Source organism: Candidatus Pseudothioglobus sp. Uisw_041 (genome assembly GCF_048087625.1).
Classification (GTDB): domain Bacteria; phylum Pseudomonadota; class Gammaproteobacteria; order PS1; family Pseudothioglobaceae; genus Pseudothioglobus.
Map to the genome: position 1 here is coordinate 366,027 of NZ_CP159805.1, position 17,921 is coordinate 383,947.

19 protein-coding genes are annotated in these 17,921 nt (G+C 31.8%); 16 read left to right on the forward strand and 3 right to left on the reverse strand.

The window, feature by feature from the left end:
* Positions 1-100: 100 nt before the first annotated feature.
* A complete protein-coding gene (locus tag ABXT44_RS01850) occupies positions 101-739 on the forward strand; it encodes a class I SAM-dependent methyltransferase (RefSeq protein ID WP_416687688.1) in 639 nt (212 codons plus the stop codon).
* Between the two features lie 58 nt (positions 740-797).
* Entirely contained in the window at positions 798-1,337 is a 540-nt protein-coding gene (locus ABXT44_RS01855; protein ID WP_416687690.1) for a hypothetical protein, read from the forward strand.
* Positions 1,338-1,476: 139 nt separating this feature from the next.
* Here the strand turns inward: ABXT44_RS01855 and ABXT44_RS01860 are convergent, their stop codons facing one another.
* The gene (locus tag ABXT44_RS01860) at positions 1,477-2,139 is read right to left on the reverse strand and encodes a hypothetical protein (protein ID WP_416687693.1); all 663 of its coding nucleotides are present in this window, start codon (positions 2,137-2,139) and stop codon (positions 1,477-1,479) included.
* A 458-nt stretch (positions 2,140-2,597) separates the two neighbouring features.
* On the opposite strand from ABXT44_RS01860, the gene ABXT44_RS01865 reads away from it, so the two are divergent.
* The 12 genes from ABXT44_RS01865 to ABXT44_RS01920 all read left to right on the forward strand — a co-directional run bounded on the left by ABXT44_RS01865 (position 2,598) and on the right by ABXT44_RS01920 (position 14,009).
* Positions 2,598-3,113, forward strand: a complete 516-nt coding sequence (locus ABXT44_RS01865; protein WP_416687696.1) for an HAD hydrolase family protein — start codon at positions 2,598-2,600, stop codon at positions 3,111-3,113.
* A gap of 5 nt (positions 3,114-3,118) precedes the next feature.
* Positions 3,119-4,273, forward strand: coding sequence for a class II D-tagatose-bisphosphate aldolase non-catalytic subunit (locus ABXT44_RS01870; RefSeq protein WP_416687697.1), 1,155 nt, complete (start codon positions 3,119-3,121; stop codon positions 4,271-4,273).
* A gap of 1 nt (position 4,274) precedes the next feature.
* On the forward strand, positions 4,275-5,102 hold the full coding sequence (locus ABXT44_RS01875) for a hypothetical protein (RefSeq protein WP_416687699.1): 828 nt from the start codon (positions 4,275-4,277) through the stop codon (positions 5,100-5,102).
* 11 nt (positions 5,103-5,113) lie between these two features.
* Positions 5,114-5,455, forward strand: a complete 342-nt coding sequence (locus ABXT44_RS01880) for a cupin domain-containing protein (protein WP_416687701.1) — start codon at positions 5,114-5,116, stop codon at positions 5,453-5,455.
* 4 nt (positions 5,456-5,459) lie between these two features.
* Positions 5,460-7,052, forward strand: a complete 1,593-nt coding sequence (locus ABXT44_RS01885; RefSeq protein ID WP_416687704.1) for a phosphotransferase — start codon at positions 5,460-5,462, stop codon at positions 7,050-7,052.
* Entirely contained in the window at positions 7,030-8,172 is a 1,143-nt protein-coding gene (locus ABXT44_RS01890) for a class I SAM-dependent methyltransferase (RefSeq protein WP_416687708.1), read from the forward strand. Before ABXT44_RS01885 ends, ABXT44_RS01890 begins: the two co-directional genes overlap by 23 nt.
* Positions 8,173-9,054 (forward strand): hypothetical protein, encoded by an 882-nt coding sequence (locus tag ABXT44_RS01895; RefSeq protein ID WP_416687710.1) that lies wholly within the window; start codon positions 8,173-8,175, stop codon positions 9,052-9,054. It abuts the gene before it with no gap.
* Between the two features lie 125 nt (positions 9,055-9,179).
* Positions 9,180-10,355: a pyridoxal phosphate-dependent aminotransferase gene (locus tag ABXT44_RS01900; protein WP_416687712.1), complete on the forward strand. Its 1,176-nt coding sequence runs from the start codon at positions 9,180-9,182 to the stop codon at positions 10,353-10,355.
* Positions 10,356-10,358: 3 nt separating this feature from the next.
* A complete protein-coding gene (locus ABXT44_RS01905; RefSeq protein ID WP_416687714.1) occupies positions 10,359-10,829 on the forward strand; it encodes a thiamine pyrophosphate-binding protein in 471 nt (156 codons plus the stop codon).
* Positions 10,820-12,142 (forward strand): thiamine pyrophosphate-binding protein, encoded by a 1,323-nt coding sequence (locus tag ABXT44_RS01910; protein WP_416687717.1) that lies wholly within the window; start codon positions 10,820-10,822, stop codon positions 12,140-12,142. The genes ABXT44_RS01905 and ABXT44_RS01910 overlap by 10 nt, the downstream gene beginning before the upstream one ends.
* 137 nt (positions 12,143-12,279) lie before the next feature.
* Positions 12,280-13,338, forward strand: a complete 1,059-nt coding sequence (locus ABXT44_RS01915; protein ID WP_416687720.1) for an NAD-dependent epimerase/dehydratase family protein — start codon at positions 12,280-12,282, stop codon at positions 13,336-13,338.
* Between the two features lie 323 nt (positions 13,339-13,661).
* Positions 13,662-14,009: a recombinase family protein gene (locus ABXT44_RS01920; RefSeq protein ID WP_416687723.1), complete on the forward strand. Its 348-nt coding sequence runs from the start codon at positions 13,662-13,664 to the stop codon at positions 14,007-14,009.
* 9 nt (positions 14,010-14,018) lie between these two features.
* Here the strand turns inward: ABXT44_RS01920 and ABXT44_RS01925 are convergent, their stop codons facing one another.
* Both ABXT44_RS01925 and glmS read right to left on the reverse strand, forming a co-directional pair.
* The gene (locus tag ABXT44_RS01925; RefSeq protein WP_416687725.1) at positions 14,019-14,408 is read right to left on the reverse strand and encodes a DUF2306 domain-containing protein; all 390 of its coding nucleotides are present in this window, start codon (positions 14,406-14,408) and stop codon (positions 14,019-14,021) included.
* Between the two features lie 35 nt (positions 14,409-14,443).
* Positions 14,444-16,291: a glutamine--fructose-6-phosphate transaminase (isomerizing) gene (glmS, locus tag ABXT44_RS01930; RefSeq protein WP_416687727.1), complete on the reverse strand. Its 1,848-nt coding sequence runs from the start codon at positions 16,289-16,291 to the stop codon at positions 14,444-14,446.
* 158 nt (positions 16,292-16,449) lie between these two features.
* On the opposite strand from glmS, the gene ABXT44_RS01935 reads away from it, so the two are divergent.
* Positions 16,450-17,274: a PHP domain-containing protein gene (locus ABXT44_RS01935; protein ID WP_416687729.1), complete on the forward strand. Its 825-nt coding sequence runs from the start codon at positions 16,450-16,452 to the stop codon at positions 17,272-17,274.
* Positions 17,274-17,888, forward strand: a complete 615-nt coding sequence (locus ABXT44_RS01940; RefSeq protein WP_416687731.1) for an L-threonylcarbamoyladenylate synthase — start codon at positions 17,274-17,276, stop codon at positions 17,886-17,888. The genes ABXT44_RS01935 and ABXT44_RS01940 overlap by 1 nt, the downstream gene beginning before the upstream one ends.
* Positions 17,889-17,921: the final 33 nt, after the last annotated feature.

Sequence of the window (17,921 nt, forward strand, 5' to 3'; positions counted from 1 at the left end):
GCAGTTTTTGTTAGAAACACTTAACATTGTTCAAAAATAAAATGACAAATTAGCTGTATTAACGCTAAATTTGATTATGCAAAAAAAAAAGGATTAATAAATGAATTTTAAATCAAATCTCAAAGAATTATTGGTATTCGAGTTACAGAGTTTCGTTGGTAGAAATTTTTTTAGGAAGAGGCCAATACTATTCAATGAAAAGAATTATTTGAATTTAGGCTGTGGGCATAATTTAATTGATGGCTTTGTGAATGCTGATTTTTTTTATAAAGTATGGAACAAAAAAATACCAAAAAGGCAATGGATGTTAGATTTAAGATACAACTTAGAATGTGAAGATGAAACTTTTGATGGTGTATATTCTGAGCATACTTTTGAGCATCTAACATATTTGACAGTAGATAATCTTTTAAAAGAACTTCATAGGACAGTTAAAAAAGGGGGAATTATTAGAATTACAGTTCCTGATTGTGATAAGTTTGTGAAATATTATAATGGAGACTATCAAAATAATAATTTTAGTGGTGCTTTTGATTCAAAATGTTTAGCTATGCATCATTTAACACAAGCCAGTGGACATATGTCAATCTGGTGCTTTGAAGAAATGAAATCTGCATTAGAAAAAGCAGGTTTTACACAGGTAAAAGAAATGTCGTTTCAGAAAAGTCAAGATAATATGTTAATGCATGATATTCAAGAAAGAGAATGGGAGACGGTTTACGTAGAGGCTAAAAAATAATAAGCATGAACTTCAATACTCAATCAAGTAATAGCTAAATTCCTCAGTAAACTTACTTATGAAAATAAAGTTATTTATTTGTATTTTTATATTATTTATTGGATTAATAATCGGTGCACAGTGGCATCGTTTATATATTTTTCCTTTTCCACAGCTGCATGAATGGAAGTATGGACCTTCAGTTAAGGTAAGTAATAAATTAGTTACCACTATTTATTCAAAACACACACCTGTATTTCTTGACAGGTTGTATTTTGATTCAATTAGCGATCATCGTTTAGAAGGCTTATATCTTTTGCAAATTCCTAGGCACTATAATGACAATATAAGAATTCAATCAAATAAGGATTTGGTTATTTATAGGGCAATATCAGATACTAATAATAATTTATATTATGATAATAATAATTGGGATTCATCAGATATTCAAATCAACATTGAAGGTATTTCTACTTCTCATATTAAAGTTATAAAAAAACTTTTCCCTGCCAATAATTTAATTGATCTGATCCCAGGTGGGCCGATTGCATCTGACCCTATTTTTATTATGGTCAAAAATTATGTTACACCTTCTTTAAAATTTAAAATTTTGAATTGATTAGTTAGAGGCTATTTTTAGCCTACCTCAATTAAGTGTAAAGCCGAAATCATTTTACATTAACGTAGTAGTATTGAGGATATTCTTAACATTCCCCACTGATAAACTCACAAATAAATATAAACCGCTCTTTCTATTTTCATTTTTTACACTTTACAAAATCTCCCTTATTTTGTTCTTTCCCAACAACGTAGGTTCCATCCGGATTTTGTTTCCAACTATTGTACATTCCACCTAGAACGTAGGTTCCATCTGGATCTTGTTTCCAACTATTGTACATTCCACCTAGAACGTAGGTTCCATCTGGATTTTGTTTCCATCTATCGAACATTCCCCCAACAATGTAGGTTCCACCCAAATTTTGTTTCCATCTATTGAACATTCCCCCAACAACGTAGGTTCCATCTGGATTTTGTTTCCAACTATCGTACATTCCACCTAGAACGTAGGTTCCATCTGGATTTTGTTTCCAACTATCGTACATTCCACCTAGAACGTAGGTTCCATCCGGATTTTGTTTCCAACTATTGTACATTCCACCTAGAACGTAGGTTCCATCTGGATTTTGTTTCCAACTATCGTACATTCCACCTAGAACGTAGGTTCCATCTGGATTTTGTTTCCATCTATCGAACATTCCCCCAACAACGTAGGTTCCATCTGGATTTTGTTTCCAACTATTGTAACAAGATCCTAATTCATAGGTTCCATCTGGATTTTGTTTCCAACTATTGTAGTTACCAAAAACAGAGGTTGAACTAAGAAAGATTAGTGAGGATAGAAGTATGAGTAGCTTTTTCATTATTATTACTATTTTAACTTTAATTTGACTCTACTTCTGAAGTTCTTCAAAAGTTTAGTATTTGACTGAGAGCTTGCCTATCTTGACTGGGAAGACCTTGTCTCTTATCGCTTTGACTATTAGACTCTATCTCAATAGTGAACTCTAGATGTGGAATTGCTCCCTCTAAATACGTACACCCAATTCTATTCCACAGTCGCGGAGTAGAACAGTTCGTTTCTGTTTGTGACCACCCTAAATCCGATGGTTTTTTTTAGCAGTATTTCCACGACTACCTTTTTGTATTTAAAGCATTCCAATATCAAGTTTCTTCTTTCCATTGAAATCATTGTATCCATCCGACTTCTTATCAGTAAGGTATTCAATCCCATCATCAACTATTGGTTGATTGAAGTTAATCATTAGTTTGAGACCAACTTGTTTCTCTATAATTATAATTTTATAAGTCTAAGTCAATTATGAAAAATAATCCAAAATGTTTTATATTAGATGTTGACGGTGTTATGACAACTGGCCATTTTTTATATTCTGCCGATGGAAAGCAAATGAAAATATTTGGTCCTGATGATAATGATGGACTAGCATTACTTAATCCTCATATTGAGATTAGATTTATTACTGGTGATAGAAAAGGTTTCCCAATAAGTAATAAACGTATTAAAGAGGATATGAAGTTTGACCTTGATCTAGTTAGTACTATAAAAAGAGTGGAATGGATTAAAGAGCGCTATGACCCAAAAGAAGTGATCTATATGGGTGATGGAATTTTTGACCATTATGTTATGAATGAAGTTGGATATTCTATCGCTCCAGCAAATTCTGATAGAGTTGCTAAAGAGTCTGCAGACTTTGTAACAGAGCGAACTGGTGGTGATCGAGCTGTTGCTGAAGCTTGTCTCCATATTATGAGTGAATTTTTTAATGCATATGAGCCAGATAAATTACCAGCTGATCAACTTGATCAAGGCGAATAGACAATATGAAGCTCCAAAAACGTTTAGAAGATTACAGAAAAAATAAAAACTGTACCCTCCTTGGAGTTGGTCCAATGAGTAAAAATTGTGTCGATGCCTCTATTGAACTAGCAGATCAATATAAGACACCATTGATGTTAATAGCAAGTCGAAGGCAGATTGATTCTGAGCAATTTGGTGGTGGGTATGTAGAAAACTGGACAACAAATGAGTTTTCAAATTATGTAATAGCAAAAGACACTAATCAAAATATTATTCTGGCCAGAGACCATGGTGGGCCCTGGCAAAACGAGATCGAAAAAAATAAAAAAATGAGCTTAAAAGATGCTATGCAATCAGCCAAAGACTCTTATCGTTCAGATATTGATTCAGGATTTCACATGTTGCATATAGATCCAAGTATTGATATACATTCTCAACCTTCAGCAGATCAAGTTTTAGAAAGAGTATACGAGTTGTATGATTTTTGCTGGACATACGCTCAACAAAAAAAAAGAGATATTATCTTTGAGATTGGCACAGAAGAACAGAGTGGTGGAAATAATTCCAAAGACGAAGTTGAATATACTCTTGAATGTATGCGTAAATTTTGCAAAAAAAATACTATTCCATATCCAACATTTATTGTTATTCAAGTAGGAACAAGAGTAATGGAAACTTCTAATGTAGGATCTTTTGATTCACCAATAAGAGTAGCCAATGAACTTCCACCTGAAATTCAAATTCCTAAAATGATAGAAATGTGCAATAAGTATGGTATTTATATGAAAGAGCATAATACTGATTATCTTTCAACTGATTCTCTGAGTTGGCAACCTAAGCTAGGTATTCATGCTGCAAACATTGCACCTGAATTTGGAGTTGCTGAAACGAAAGCTTTTATTGAATTATTGGAAAGAAATAATGAGAATAAACTTTTAGAAGAGTTTTTAACTATTGCTTATGATTCTATGAAGTGGAAAAAATGGATGCTAAAAAATTCAACTGCAACCTATAGAGATAAGGCAATTATTGCTGGCCATTATGTTTTTTCATCAACTCATTTTATTGAATTGAAAGAAAAGGCTAGTCATAAAATTAATAACCTTGAACTATATCTAAAACAAGAAGTAAAAAAAAGTATTTTTAGATATATAAAAGCTTTTAATCTATCTAACTGATATGAAAAAAACAGCAACAATCATATTGAATAGAAATTTACCCAAAGAAACAGATGCTTTAGTTGAACATCTAATCGAAAATGATGGGGAATGTACTGATATTTTTGTAGTTGAGGCAGGATCGGATAAAAATAATTTATCAAAATACTCTACTTGGCACATCAACACCAAGGATGTTTCAAAATATGGCCTAAGATACCTCAGAGGTATGAATTATGGCTTATTAGAATTATGGAAGGGTAATAATTGGGATAATTATGAATCATTTTTTCTTCTTACTAATGACACTAAATTTCCTGCAGGCCAAGAAACTATTAAAACTCTTCAGGGCCTATTAAATAAAGACCATAGACTTGGTCTTGTATCGCCTTGCTCAGAAAAATGGGGTGAAAAAAACTTGATAGGAGAAAATTCAACTAGATATTTTTGGTTTATTCATAACAATGCTTATTTTTTACGTCGAGAATTTATCGACCAAATAATAAATACTAAAGATACGTCTTATATGGATTTTTTATTTGATGGTAATAACTTTAGAGGTTATTTATCTGAAAGTGAGTTTATTGCTAAAACTTATGCTAATAACTGGGCAGCTGCAATTACAACTAAAGTATTTGCTGAGGAGGATGAGTCATACTTACTCGACAAAAATTCTATTATTAAAACAGAGTCATATGAAGAGAATTTGCATCTTTATATCGATGAAGGCATGATGTGGATGAAGAAAAAATATGGCTTCAATAGCAGATGGCAAATGATGCAATATGCGAAGCTATTCTATGAAAAATTTTTTGAGTATTATCCAGATAGTAAAAAATATAAAATATAAAAGGTAATTTTATGAAAATAATTGAAAAACCATGGGGATGTGAAGAAGTCATTGAGATTAATGAGAATTATATGATGAAGAAGCTTACAATGTTGAAAGGACATCGGTGTAGTCTTCAGCTACATAATATTAAAAAAGAAACTATTTATGTCCTAAGTGGTAAGTTAAATATAATTTCAGGACCAGATAAAGACAATCTTACAGAGCGCATATATTCATCAGGTGATACTATTACTATTGATCCTGGAACTGTTCACCGAATGGAAGGAGCTGAAGATAGTGTTTATTTAGAGGCTAGCACTCCAGAGGTGGATGATGTCGTTCGCTTAGTAGACGACTACCAAAGGGATTAAATAGGTGGGTTATCGTGTTGTTATTCCGACTGCTGGTATAGGCTCTAGACTTGGTAGACTGACAAAATATATAAATAAATCATTAGTAAGCATTGCTAATCGACCAACTATTTCTCATGTAATAGAACAGTTTCCAGATGATTGTGAGTTTGTTATTGCTCTGGGTCATAAAGGTAAACTTGTCCAAGATTTCCTTGAGCTTACTTATCCTGATAAAGTGTTTTACTTCGAAAATGTTGTACCTTTTGAGGGGCCTGGATCAGGACTAGGTTTAAGTCTTATTGCATGTAAAAAATATTTACAGGAACCCTTTGTATTTATCTCATGTGATACATTAGTAAAGGGAATAATAAAAAAACCTGACCATAACTGGATGGGATTCACAAAACTAAATAATCATTCACAATACAGAACCATATCAATTGATAAAAATATTGTAGCTGAAATTTGTGAAAAAGGCATTGTGAAAAAAAATAATTATGCTTATATCGGCCTTGCTGGAATTTATAACTATAAACTTTTCTGGGATAAAATGCTAACTAATAATCCTGATGTAATTGAACAAGGTGAATCATATGCCATGAGGTTTCTTATAGAAGATTCAAAGGTGTTACCCTATGAATTTAAATGGTTCGATACTGGAAATACTTCAGCTTTAACTAAAACACGAAAAGCGTATATTGAGCCTCATTCACCTAATATTCTTGAAAAGGAAAATGAAGCAATTTGGTTTATTGGTAGCAGTGTAGTCAAATACTCTGACGACAAAAGTTTTATTTCTAATAGAGTAAAAAGGGCAAATGAGTTAAAAGGATTTGTACCAGAGATATATAGTTTTAGAGAAAATATGTACTGCTATAAAAAAATAGAAGCCAAGGTGTTGTCAGATGTAGTTACTATTCCTATTTTTGATAAACTTATGAAATTTTCTGAAACATTTTGGACTAGGAAAATACTTGATAAGAATCAAGAAAGAGAATTTAGAAAAAACTGCTCAAAATTTTATAAAGATAAGACAAATGAAAGGATTGAATTATTTTATAAAAATTTTAATAAATTTGACAATACTTTGCCGATAAATGGTGAAAAAATGCCACTACTTGATGATATTCTTAATACAATTGATTGGGAGTCACTTAGCAGAGGATTGGCAGGGCGATTTCATGGAGATTTTCATTTTGAAAATATTTTATGGTCAGCAAAAGAAAATAAATTCACTTTTTTAGATTGGCGACAAGATTTTGCTGGCGATTTAGAGATTGGGGATATTTATTATGATCTAGCTAAATTATTACATGGCATTATTGTTAATCATGGTGTTATTGCTTCAGAAAGATATAATGCTACCTGGGAAGATAATCAGATAAATTACCAATTTGACAGAAAAAAAATTTTAGTCGAATGTGAATATAAATTCGCTAAATTTATATTATCTATGGGGTATGATTTAAAAAGAGTTCGAGTTTTAACTGCTTTAATTTATTTAAATATAGCAGCACTGCATCATTATCCTTACTCAGTTCTTTTATATGGGCTAGGTAAAAAAATGTTAAAAAACGAAATGGAAGTTGATTATGGAATTAATTCCAAGAACTAAAAATGTTGTAGATGGGAACGAAGATCTTTTAACGCTTCATAATCTAAAAAATTTTCCAGTATTCATGGGATGTATTAATCATGAATCAGATAACGATTTACGTGCTGACATGTCGTGGGCTATTTCAAGAAATACTGGTGTTATTCAATTAAAATCATTGATACCTCTCAATATATTGTACCAATCAGAACACGATTCAGGTGTTATTGGAAATATATGGCTTCAACATCATCAAGAATTTGCTACTTTCATTCAAAAATTTCGGCCAGAGTCAATATTAGAGATTGGAGGTGCGCATGGAATATTAAGTAGAGAGTATAGAAAAGAAAATTATATTGATTGGTCAATTCTGGAGCCAAATCCCTCACCAGCTGAAGGAGTAGATGCAACCTTTATTAAAGGATTTTTTGATGATAAATTTACATTTGATAAGAACGTTGACACAATAGTTCATTCTCACTTATTTGAGCATGTCTATTATCCTGATAAATTTATAAACCATATTTCAAGATTTTTAAGTGAAGGTCAAAATTTGATTTTTAGTTTGCCAAATATGGAAGAAATGCTTAAACGTAATTATACAAATTGCCTTAATTTTGAACATACTGTCTTTATTACAGAGCCTTACATTGAGTTTTTTTTATCAAAATACGGTTTTCGTCTAATTGAAAAAAAGTATTTTAAAGATGATCATAGTATCTTTTATGCCTATGTGAAAGATAAAAAGATCAAGAAAACTGATTTACCTAAAATGTTATATGAACATAATAAAAAGATTTTTCTTGATTATATTCATTATCATCAAAAACTAATATCAGATCTCAATATAAAAATTTCTAACACTAAAATCAATCAACCAATATATTTATTTGGAGCACATGTTTTTGCTCAATCATTAATTCAATTTGGATTAAACACTTCTCGAATTATCAACCTTCTTGATAATGACATTAATAAGCAAGACTTAAGACTTTACGGTACTAATTTGGAAGTAAAGTCACCAAAAATATTAGCTAAAATTAAAAATCCGATTGTAATTATGAAAGCTGGTATTTATAATAATGAAATAATTGAGGATATTTTAAAAAATATCAATTCTAATACAATTTTTTGGGATTAAATGAGCTATTCTTCTTTAACAGTTTTTGCAAACTTCAGAATAGATAATAAAGAAAGATTTGAAATTATGAAGATTTCATTTAATTCATTTAGTAAGATTTCTACTTCCAAATGGGTAATTAATGTTAGGGGTAAATTTAAGAATGAAGTTGTTGAATTTCTTAGAAGAGAACTTGGGGAGAAATTATCTGCAAACCAGCTTGAATCTAAAAAAGGGTGGTTTAGTGATTCAGCTAAAATATTGCCACAAATAGAAACTGAATATATTCTTTTTTGGGTTGAAGATCATATAAATTTAGTTAGCGTATCAAAGTATGAGACTATTTTAAAAGACATGAAAGAATTTGATGTTGATTATTTACTTTATAGTTGGTTTCATAAAGAAATTAAAGATATATATTCACATATTGATAAAATAGATACCAATAATATTAGCATTTATAAAATGAATAAAGAAAATGCTAATATTGTTAAAAAGAAACGTGGCAGCTTGTTCTATATGATATCAATGCAAAGTATTACCACATCAAAGTTTTTTAAAAATATTATCTTAAAGCCACCAAAATTTAGAAGTTGGCCTAAAGAAACACCTTTCGATTTTGAAAAAATTTCTAGTGTTAATAGTTTCTATCCCTTTAAGTCGGCACTTCCAAAGTTTGAATTATTTGCTTGTCTTGATGATGATAATGGGGTTCATGGATATTCATTAAAAAGTCGAGGTTATTATGAGGAAATTGAGAGCAATGATTCCTTGAGAGAACTTAGATTAAGTCAGTCTAAGGGAAGAAATGTTTTATTAAAAAAAATAGTTCCTAATTTAATCTATGTTTACTTAAGTAAATTTAAACAAATAATCAATAGAATTATATATTCATTGAATTAACCTTATTAAAATTTAATCTTTGCAATTCTTCTATAACCATAACTCTTATCGTGCAATTGTTTGCATAAGTCATAGAGAAATTGTTGATATAATGACTGTTGAAACCTTTAAATAATTTTATATTTATGCTAAAACTTTCAAATGCAGCATATCAAATTGATGGTCAACCAATGTTTAAAGTACTTGACCAGGTTCAAAAACTTGAGAGAGAAGGAAAGAAAATTCTTCATTTTGAGCTAGGTGAGCCTGATTTTGACACCCCTACAAACATAGTTGATGTAGGTATTGAATCTTTAAGAAATGGTGATACTCACTATACTAACTCAATGGGACTTTTTGAGCTGCGAGAGAGTGTTGCTGAAACTACTTTAAAATCTAGAGGCTTTAAGCCAGATTTAAGCCAAGTTCTTATAACCCCTGGTGCAAATGCAATAATATACTATGCTATAAGATGTATAGTTAATGAGGGAGAGGAGGTCATAGTCCCTGATCCAGGTTTTCCAACTTATTTCTCTGCCATTAAGTTTTGTGGCGCAAAGGCAATCCCAGTTCCATTAAGAGAGAAAAATAAACATCAATTAAAGTTCGATGATTTAAAAAAATTAATTACTGAAAAGACTAAACTTATTATTATTAATTCTCCAAGTAATCCCACTGGTTCAGTTATAGCCAAGGATGATATTAGCAAAATTTATGAACTATGTCATGAAAAAGGTATTTTTATTCTCTCTGATGAAATCTATTCACGCTCAGTTTTTAAAGATCAAGGAGAATTCTATAGCCCTTCAATGATTGATCATTGTAATAATAATGTACTTATTCTTAATGGTTTTAGTAAAGCTTTTGCAATGACTGGATGGCGAATTGGAGTTGCGATTGGCCCACAGCACTTAATTAAAAAAATGGGTTTGTTATTGCAAACAATTAATTCTTGTGTTCCTCCATTTATTCAAAAAGCTGCAATCGAAGCTATTAATGGTGATCAGTCTTCAGTTAGAATGATGACTGAAGAGTATTCAGAAAGGCGAAAGGTATTAGTTAATGGGCTAAACTCTATTGATGGTATAAGGTGTCATATGCCTAGTGGTTCGATATATGCTTTTCCCAATGTATCAGGACTTGGAATGACAGGAGAAGAATTTGTAGATCTTATGTTAAATAATGCCGGTATAGCACTATTACCAGGAAGTAGTTTTGGTAAGAATGCAGATGATTTTGTGAGGATTTGTTACGTAAATTCAATTAAAAATATTCAGCTTGCTCTTTCTAAGATGAAAGAGACTTTAAAAAATAGAGGGTAGATAATGAGAAAAAGAGTTGCAGATATTGTTGCTTCATTCCTTGTTGAAAAAGGTATCAAGGATGTTTTTACACTTACAGGTGGTGGAGCAATGTTTTTAAATGATGGTATAGAGTTGAATAGAGATATTAATGCTATTTGCAATCATCATGAACAAGCATGTGCAATGGGCGCAGTGGGTTATGCGAAGTATAAAAATGGATTGGCTGCAGTAATGCTTACTACAGGTTGTGGAGCTACTAACTCAATTACCGGACTTCTAGATGCCTGGCAAGACAATACTCCTATAATATTTATATCAGGCCAAATTAAACGAAAAGAAACATCAAGGAATTCAAAAACTGATCTTAGACAGTTTGGAGTTCAAGAGGCTGATATAGTTTCTATAGTAAATCCAATAACTAAATATACAGTAATGATTAATGAGCCAAATGATATTTTATATCATTTAGAAAAGCATCATATTTGGCTTTAAATGGAAGACAAGGGCCAGTTTGGATTGATATACCACTTGATGTTCAGGGTGCTTTTGTAGTCGAAGAAAGTTTAAGGCATTTTATGCCAGATAATTCTATTTCTAATAAAGAGATCCTGGGCATAGATAAGTTTATTAATCTTTACAATAATGCTAAACGACCATTAATATTGGCGGGTAATGGAGTTCGGCTTTCAGGATCAATTGATAAACTTAGAAATTTTTCCAGAAAAAATAATATCCCTTGTGTAGTTTCTTACTTAGCAATAGATTTTTTTGAGCAAGATAACCCAAGTTATGTTGGAAGACTTGGGATTAAAGGTGATCGAGCGGGAAATTTTGCAATACAGAATAGTGATTTAATCATTTGCTTGGGTTCTAGACTTAGTGTCTGTTTAACTGGTTTTGAGTATGATTTGTTTGCAAGAGATGCCAAGCTTATAGTTATAGATATTGATGAGAATGAACATAAAAAAGATACAGTGAGTATCGATCAATTTATAGATGCTGATGTTGGTAATTTTTTAAACCAAGTAGATCAAAAAAATGTAAAAAAACAGCCAAATGATTGGCAAAAAAAATGTATTCATTGGAAAAATAAATGGCCAGTTTATCAAAAAGGCTATGATGTTAATTCAGTGAATATGTATGAATTTATAAAGGCATTGTCTGAATTGGTGAATGAAGACTCGATTGTTGTTGCAGATGCTGGCTCTTCATTCTATGTTACTTCTCAATCTTTTACGTTTAAGAATATTAAACAGCGATATATTACTTCTGGAGGTCAGGCTGATATGGGCTTTTCATTGCCAGCAGCAATTGGAGCTTGCGTATCTTCAAATAAGCCAGTAATTGGAATTACTGGAGATGGGTCTTTCCAACTTAATATCCAAGAGCTGCAGACAGTAAAACATTACAACCTCCCAGTCAAACTTTTTGTTTGGAATAATAATGGTTATTTATCGATAAGATCTACTCAAGATAAATTTTTTGAAGGCCGAAGAATTGGAACAGATCCAACTTCAGGGGTTTCATTTCCAGAGGTAGAAAAAATTGCTTATGCCTATGATCTGCCTTATGTAAAAATTAATAATGTTTCTGAGCTCAGAAAAAAAATTGCTGAAATTATTGATTCAGAAGGACCAGTCCTTTGTGAAGTAATGTGTCCTGAATTCCAAGAGATAATTCCTGCAGTTAGTGCTATAAAAAATGATGATGGATCAATGACATCCAAACCAATTGAAGATATGTACCCCTACCTTTCTAGAGATGAGTTTCTTCATGAGATGATTAATAAGCCTTTACCTGATTGAAATAGACAGATAAAAGATTGTACAATATAATCCATTATGACCTGTATTTAAAAACATAGTTTTCTCAACAAATCGCAGTAAAGTAATACTGTATATTTGCAAAAAATTCTTTTTTTAAATAAAAATTAAAGTTAAATATGACATTAAAAGTTAATAATATAATCAATAATGACTTAGAGTCTATATCACAATCTTCATTGCCATGGGAAAGATTGCATAGTAAGACAATTATGATAACTGGAGGAGGCGGCTTTATTGGCTCTTATTTAATAAAATCTCTTCTTTATGTTAATAAAAAATATAATTTAAACCTCCGTGTAATTTGTGTAGCAAGGAAAATAGAAAGTGTAAATTATCGATTGATTGATTACTTAGATAACGAAAATTTAAAAGTTTTCTTACAAGATGTTTCAAAACCACTTTTAAGCAACTTTCCTAAGGCAAACATCATAATCCATGCAGCTAGTCAGGCTAGTCCAAAGTTTTATGGTATTGATCCTGTTGGAACATTATTAGCTAATTCAATAGGCACCATGCATCTTCTTGACAATGCTTTAAAAAATAAATCAGAAAATTTTTTATTTATTAGTAGTGGAGAAGTTTATGGCACTCCAATAAACTCTAATTTGCTTGTTAATGAGAAAGACTATGGTTATCTTGATCCTATGAATGTTAGATCTTGTTATGCAGAATCTAAACGTCTTGGTGAGACAATGATAGTTGCTTGGGGGAATCAATATAATATTCATGCGAACGTTGTTCGTCCATTTCATACTTATGGCCCTGGACTATCTTTTAATGATGGAAGAGTATTTTGTGACTTTGTTTCAGATATTGTTAATAATAGAGATATTGTTTTAAAAAGTAATGGAGATGCGCAGAGATCATTTTGCTATTTAAGTGATGCAGTAATAGGTATTTTTACAGTACTTCTGAATGGTAAAAAAAATGAAGCCTACAATATAGGTAATCCAAAAACTGAAATAGCTATAAAAGATTTAGCATCTATTCTTATTAATTTATTTCCTGAAAAGAAGCTTAAAGTTAAATTTGAAATACAAACTGAAAATATTAATTATTTAAAAAGCAATGTATCGCGCTGTTGTCCTTCGATAGATAAATTAAATGAGTTAGGATGGAATCCTGAAGTTGGTATTAAAGAAGGCTTTAAAAGAACAGTGGAGTCATACTTTTAGGCATGCTTCATAAAAGATGCTATTAATGCTGATAAATCAGCATATTAGATATAACTTGTTATCTAAAATTAAAAATAAGATTTCCTTTTTTTGGCAATTCTTCTATAACCATAACCCTTATCGTGCAATTGTTTGCATAAGTCATAGAGAAATTGTTGATACTTTGTGTAAGTGTTCCCTTGATAGGTAAGGTTATTAGACTATATTTCTAATGTGAATTGTAAGTGTGGAATTATTCCAGAGAGAACGACATCTTTATTTGAGGCTGGTGTTGAACGAAATTTTGTAAAGGGGAACGAGCGAAACTACTCAACAGTTACAGAATGAATTTGGATGGACCCTTTAATGAAAACGTTATCCCTTGTCTTGAATTCACAATGGAATTTCAATCCAACCAACTCATTTACCAAAAAGAATACACGAAACGACAACAGATCATTTATGTTCTTATACAATATCTTCATGATAGAGAAGGGTGGGGTTACAGAAAGATATCACAATGGTTGAATCAGACTGGAATAAAGACCCTTAGAGGGAAGAAGTGGTTCTCTTCATCAGTTATCTCAGTCTTAAAGAGAAAACACGAAAGAGACCTAATGAATGAACAGATTAGAAATCAATATTTTCCAAGTAAGGTCTCAAAGTTTGAGGTGAATTACTATATTTTTTGATTGATTCTACTAAAGAAATAATAAACTATGAATTATTCTTCCTGGCATTAATGTAAATGTTCCAGCAGTTATTAATGCACCTAAATAAACCCCAATCATTGTGTATATGTGAGAATAACGGTATTTTATTTTTTTTGTTTCCTTAAATTTTCTTATACTCCATATAGCATATATTAATGAAATTAAAGTAAATGGTATTAGCAAATGAATTGTTGAAAATTGACCAGGATTTAATGTTTGAATAAAAACTGCTGATATTGAAACAATTACTAAGAAAAGTATCCAAATCCATCCTAAACGTTTATGTAAAAAAGTACCTTTCTTTTTTAAGAAAATTAATAAACCAAGAGGTATTGCTAGTATTGCAAAAATTGCATGAAAAAAGATTATTGAATTCATAACTTATTAATCAACTAATAGGGTGCCATAAGGAGTCACTCAACAGTGACAGATTTAGCTAAATTTCTTGGCCTATCTACATCAGTTCCTTTAGATAATGCAACATGATAGCTAAGTAATTGAAGAGGAATAGTAAAAATAATAGGAGCAGTAATTCGTCCCACGTTAGAAGTAATTGAAATTACCTCCATGGCTTCCATTGGCTCTATCAAAGAGTTTTCATCCTCAAAAACAATCATTTGAGAGCCTCTAGATTTAACTTCTTGTAAATTTGATTTTAATTTTTCTAGAAGTTCATCATTTGGCGCAATGGCAATTACTGGCATATCTTTATCGATTAGTGCAATTGGCCCATGTTTCAATTCACCAGCAGGGTATGCTTCAGCGTGAATATAGCTAATTTCTTTTAGTTTAAGAGCTCCTTCCATGGCAATAGCATGCATAGTCCCTCTTCCAAGGAAGAGCGCACTATTTTTGTTTTGAAAGCGTGTTGCTAGCTTTTTAATTTTTTCTTCTTGATGTAATGCTTTATGAATTAGGCCAGGCAATTTTTTTAATCCATTAATAATGCTTTTTTCTTGACTCCTATTTATTGTATTTTGTAATTTACCAATAGAGCAAGCCAAGAGTGCTAAAGAAACTAGCTGAGTAGTAAATGCCTTTGTGCTTGCAACTCCAATTTCAGGGCCAGCATGTGTTAAAAAGGTTAAATCAGAAAGCCTGGTAAGACTAGATTCTGCAGAATTTGTAATACAAAGAGTGCAAATATTGCAATTAATTATCTTGGCAGCTTTTAGGGCTTCAACTGTGTCTGCGGTTTCACCACTTTGAGACAGTGTAACAAAGAGAGTGTCATTCAAAATAATAGGGCGACGATAGCGATATTCACTTGCCACTTCAACATTGCATGGTATTTTTGCTATATCTTCTAACCAGTATTTTGCTACCAAGCCTGCGTTATAGCTTGAACCACAGGCAATAATTTGAACTTGCTTCACTTTATTAAATTTTTTCTCAGCCTTGAATCCAAAAGCAGAAATCACAATAGAATCATTTGTTATGCGCGACTCTAATGTATCTCTTATTGCCTGTGGCTGCTCAAAAATTTCTTTTTGCATAAAGTGATCATAATTACCTAAATCTACTGATCCCGCCTTTAGCATAGAAATTTTAATTGGGCGAACCACCAAATTACCATTCAAATCATAAATCGTAATTTTGTCTATTTTTATTTCAGCTACATCCCCCTCTTCAAGAAAAATAAATTCTTTGGTTACGGAGAGAAGAGCCATTTGATCTGAGGCAATGTAATTTCCGTTAGTTCCAATACCAATTACTAGAGGAGAGCCTTTCCTTGTAGCAATAATCTGATCTGGGTATTTAGATGAAATCACTCCTAGTCCATAAGATCCAGAAAAAGATTTAATCGCCAGCTGGACTGATGAGATTAGGGTGTTGCATGATTTCATTGCGAAATCAATCGCATGAGCAATTACTTCAGTATCTGTTTCAGAAGAAAATGAGTAGCCTCTATTTAATTGCTCATTTTTAAGATCAATGTAATTTTCAATAATTCCGTTATGAACTAAGCTTACTGAATTCATTGATATATGAGGATGAGCATTGTCAATAGAAGGTTCTCCATGAGTTGCCCAACGAGTATGAGCAATTCCAATATTCCCACTAATTTTTTGTTCTCTTGCTTTTAAAATATTTTCAAGGTTTCTAACCTTACCAACTGATCGTATCCTATCAAAAGAATTATTTTTAGATAAGACTATAAGTCCAGAGGAGTCATAGCCTCTATATTCTAAGCGGTTTAATCCTTCTAATAATAGTGCTGTAATGTCTTTATTTGTAACGCCACCAACAATTCCACACATAATATAATATTAATAAAATAATGATTAGTATTATAGTTAATAATAAGTTTTTGGAGCTATTGTAAATTAATTTGAAGTTTTTTAGTTTTTTAGCTGCATCCTCAGAAATTAAAGGGCTTCCGAGCTAAATCAACTTTTAGATTATAATAAATCACATAATGAAAGCAGACCTTCATAATCATTCATACTATTCAGATGGCGTATTGTCTCCAAGCGAGGTTGTTAGGCTGGCTAGCCAAACTGGGTGTGATTTATTTTCATTAACAGATCATGACACTACTGATGGAATTGCAGAAGCTCAATTAGAGGCGGATTCATTAAACTTAAGTCTTATTAATGGCGTTGAAATATCTGCATTTTGGCGAAATATGGCCATTCATATTTTAGGGCTCGGAATAGACATTAATAATGATATCTTACAAACTGGCTTAGAGCATAATCAAAAATTACGAAAAGAAAGAGCAGAAAAAATAGCTCTTAGCCTTTGGCGCTCTGGAATTAAGGATGCACTAGAGAAAACTCAAAGCTTTAGTAAAACTGAAATGCTAACCCGCACACATTTTGCTCAGATGTTAATTAGTGAGGGTTATTGCAAAGACATGAAAGCAGTATTTAGGCGCTATTTAACGGGTAAAAAGCCTGGGGGAGTTAGCGTTGAGTGGAAAGGTTTTGATGAGGTTGTTCATTGGATTCATGCTGCTGGTGGTAAAGCCCTTATTGCTCATCCCTTAAGATATAGAATGACAAATACTAAAATTAAAAAGTTGCTAATTGATTTCAAAGGGGTTCTAGGCGATGGTCTAGAAGTTGTTACTGGTACAAGTACTGAAGAAGAGGTTAAATTGAGTAGTCAATGGGCAAAAGACTATAATTTGTTAGCATCTTGTGGATCTGACTTTCATGGATGGCCAAATCAAAGAGTTCGGATAGGTAGTTTAAGAGATTTACCGGACCCTGAAAAGGCTATTTGGAGATACCTATAATGTCAGCTGTTATTAGTATTCACTCTGAAAACCCTCAGTCACGATTCATTAAGCAGGTTATTGATATTTTAGAAAGGGGAGGCGTTATAGCTTACCCCACAGATTCAGGTTACGCCTTGGGCTGCACCCTTGGAAATAAAAAAGCTATGGATCAAATTGTTAATATACGAAAGTTGAGTAAGCATCACCACTTTACTTTGATGCTAAAAGACTTGTCTCACGTTGGCGAATACGCAAAATTAAATAATGCAGGTTTTAGACTATTAAAAAAAATATTACCTGGCGCTTATACGTTTATTTTGGAAGGGTCAAAAGATATTCCTAATCGTTTACTCAATGGAAAAAGTAAAACTATTGGCATTCGAGTATCAAATAACCCCATAGTTCAGGCAATACTCGAAAATTTGACGGAACCTATGATGAGTGTTTCATTAATAATCAAGGGCTATGAGTTTTATAATTGTAATGATGTTAAGGTTGCTCTTAATGGTTCGACCGATCTTATAATTGATGCAGGTCATTGCCCGCCAGAGCCTACTACTGTCATTGACTTGACAGGTAATGGAGTTGTAATTTTAAGAGAAGGCGCCGGTAGTATTGATTTTTTAAATTAATTCAACTTGTCTTTGCAATGTAATTACAATATA

Coding starts and splice junctions, on each gene's coding strand:
- ABXT44_RS01925 (WP_416687725.1), bottom strand. CDS start 14,408: ATGAATTCAATAATCTTTTTTCATGCAATTTTTGCAATACTAGCAATA.
- ABXT44_RS01895 (WP_416687710.1), top strand. CDS start 8,173: ATGAGCTATTCTTCTTTAACAGTTTTTGCAAACTTCAGAATAGATAAT.
- ABXT44_RS01855 (WP_416687690.1), top strand. CDS start 798: ATGAAAATAAAGTTATTTATTTGTATTTTTATATTATTTATTGGATTA.
- ABXT44_RS01920 (WP_416687723.1), top strand. CDS start 13,662: ATGAATTTGGATGGACCCTTTAATGAAAACGTTATCCCTTGTCTTGAA.
- ABXT44_RS01860 (WP_416687693.1), bottom strand. CDS start 2,139: ATGAAAAAGCTACTCATACTTCTATCCTCACTAATCTTTCTTAGTTCA.
- ABXT44_RS01870 (WP_416687697.1), top strand. CDS start 3,119: ATGAAGCTCCAAAAACGTTTAGAAGATTACAGAAAAAATAAAAACTGT.
- ABXT44_RS01850 (WP_416687688.1), top strand. CDS start 101: ATGAATTTTAAATCAAATCTCAAAGAATTATTGGTATTCGAGTTACAG.
- ABXT44_RS01880 (WP_416687701.1), top strand. CDS start 5,114: ATGAAAATAATTGAAAAACCATGGGGATGTGAAGAAGTCATTGAGATT.
- ABXT44_RS01900 (WP_416687712.1), top strand. CDS start 9,180: ATGCTAAAACTTTCAAATGCAGCATATCAAATTGATGGTCAACCAATG.
- ABXT44_RS01935 (WP_416687729.1), top strand. CDS start 16,450: ATGAAAGCAGACCTTCATAATCATTCATACTATTCAGATGGCGTATTG.
- ABXT44_RS01940 (WP_416687731.1), top strand. CDS start 17,274: ATGTCAGCTGTTATTAGTATTCACTCTGAAAACCCTCAGTCACGATTC.
- ABXT44_RS01875 (WP_416687699.1), top strand. CDS start 4,275: ATGAAAAAAACAGCAACAATCATATTGAATAGAAATTTACCCAAAGAA.
- ABXT44_RS01905 (WP_416687714.1), top strand. CDS start 10,359: ATGAGAAAAAGAGTTGCAGATATTGTTGCTTCATTCCTTGTTGAAAAA.
- ABXT44_RS01865 (WP_416687696.1), top strand. CDS start 2,598: ATGAAAAATAATCCAAAATGTTTTATATTAGATGTTGACGGTGTTATG.
- glmS (WP_416687727.1), bottom strand. CDS start 16,291: ATGTGTGGAATTGTTGGTGGCGTTACAAATAAAGACATTACAGCACTA.
- ABXT44_RS01915 (WP_416687720.1), top strand. CDS start 12,280: ATGACATTAAAAGTTAATAATATAATCAATAATGACTTAGAGTCTATA.
- ABXT44_RS01890 (WP_416687708.1), top strand. CDS start 7,030: ATGGAATTAATTCCAAGAACTAAAAATGTTGTAGATGGGAACGAAGAT.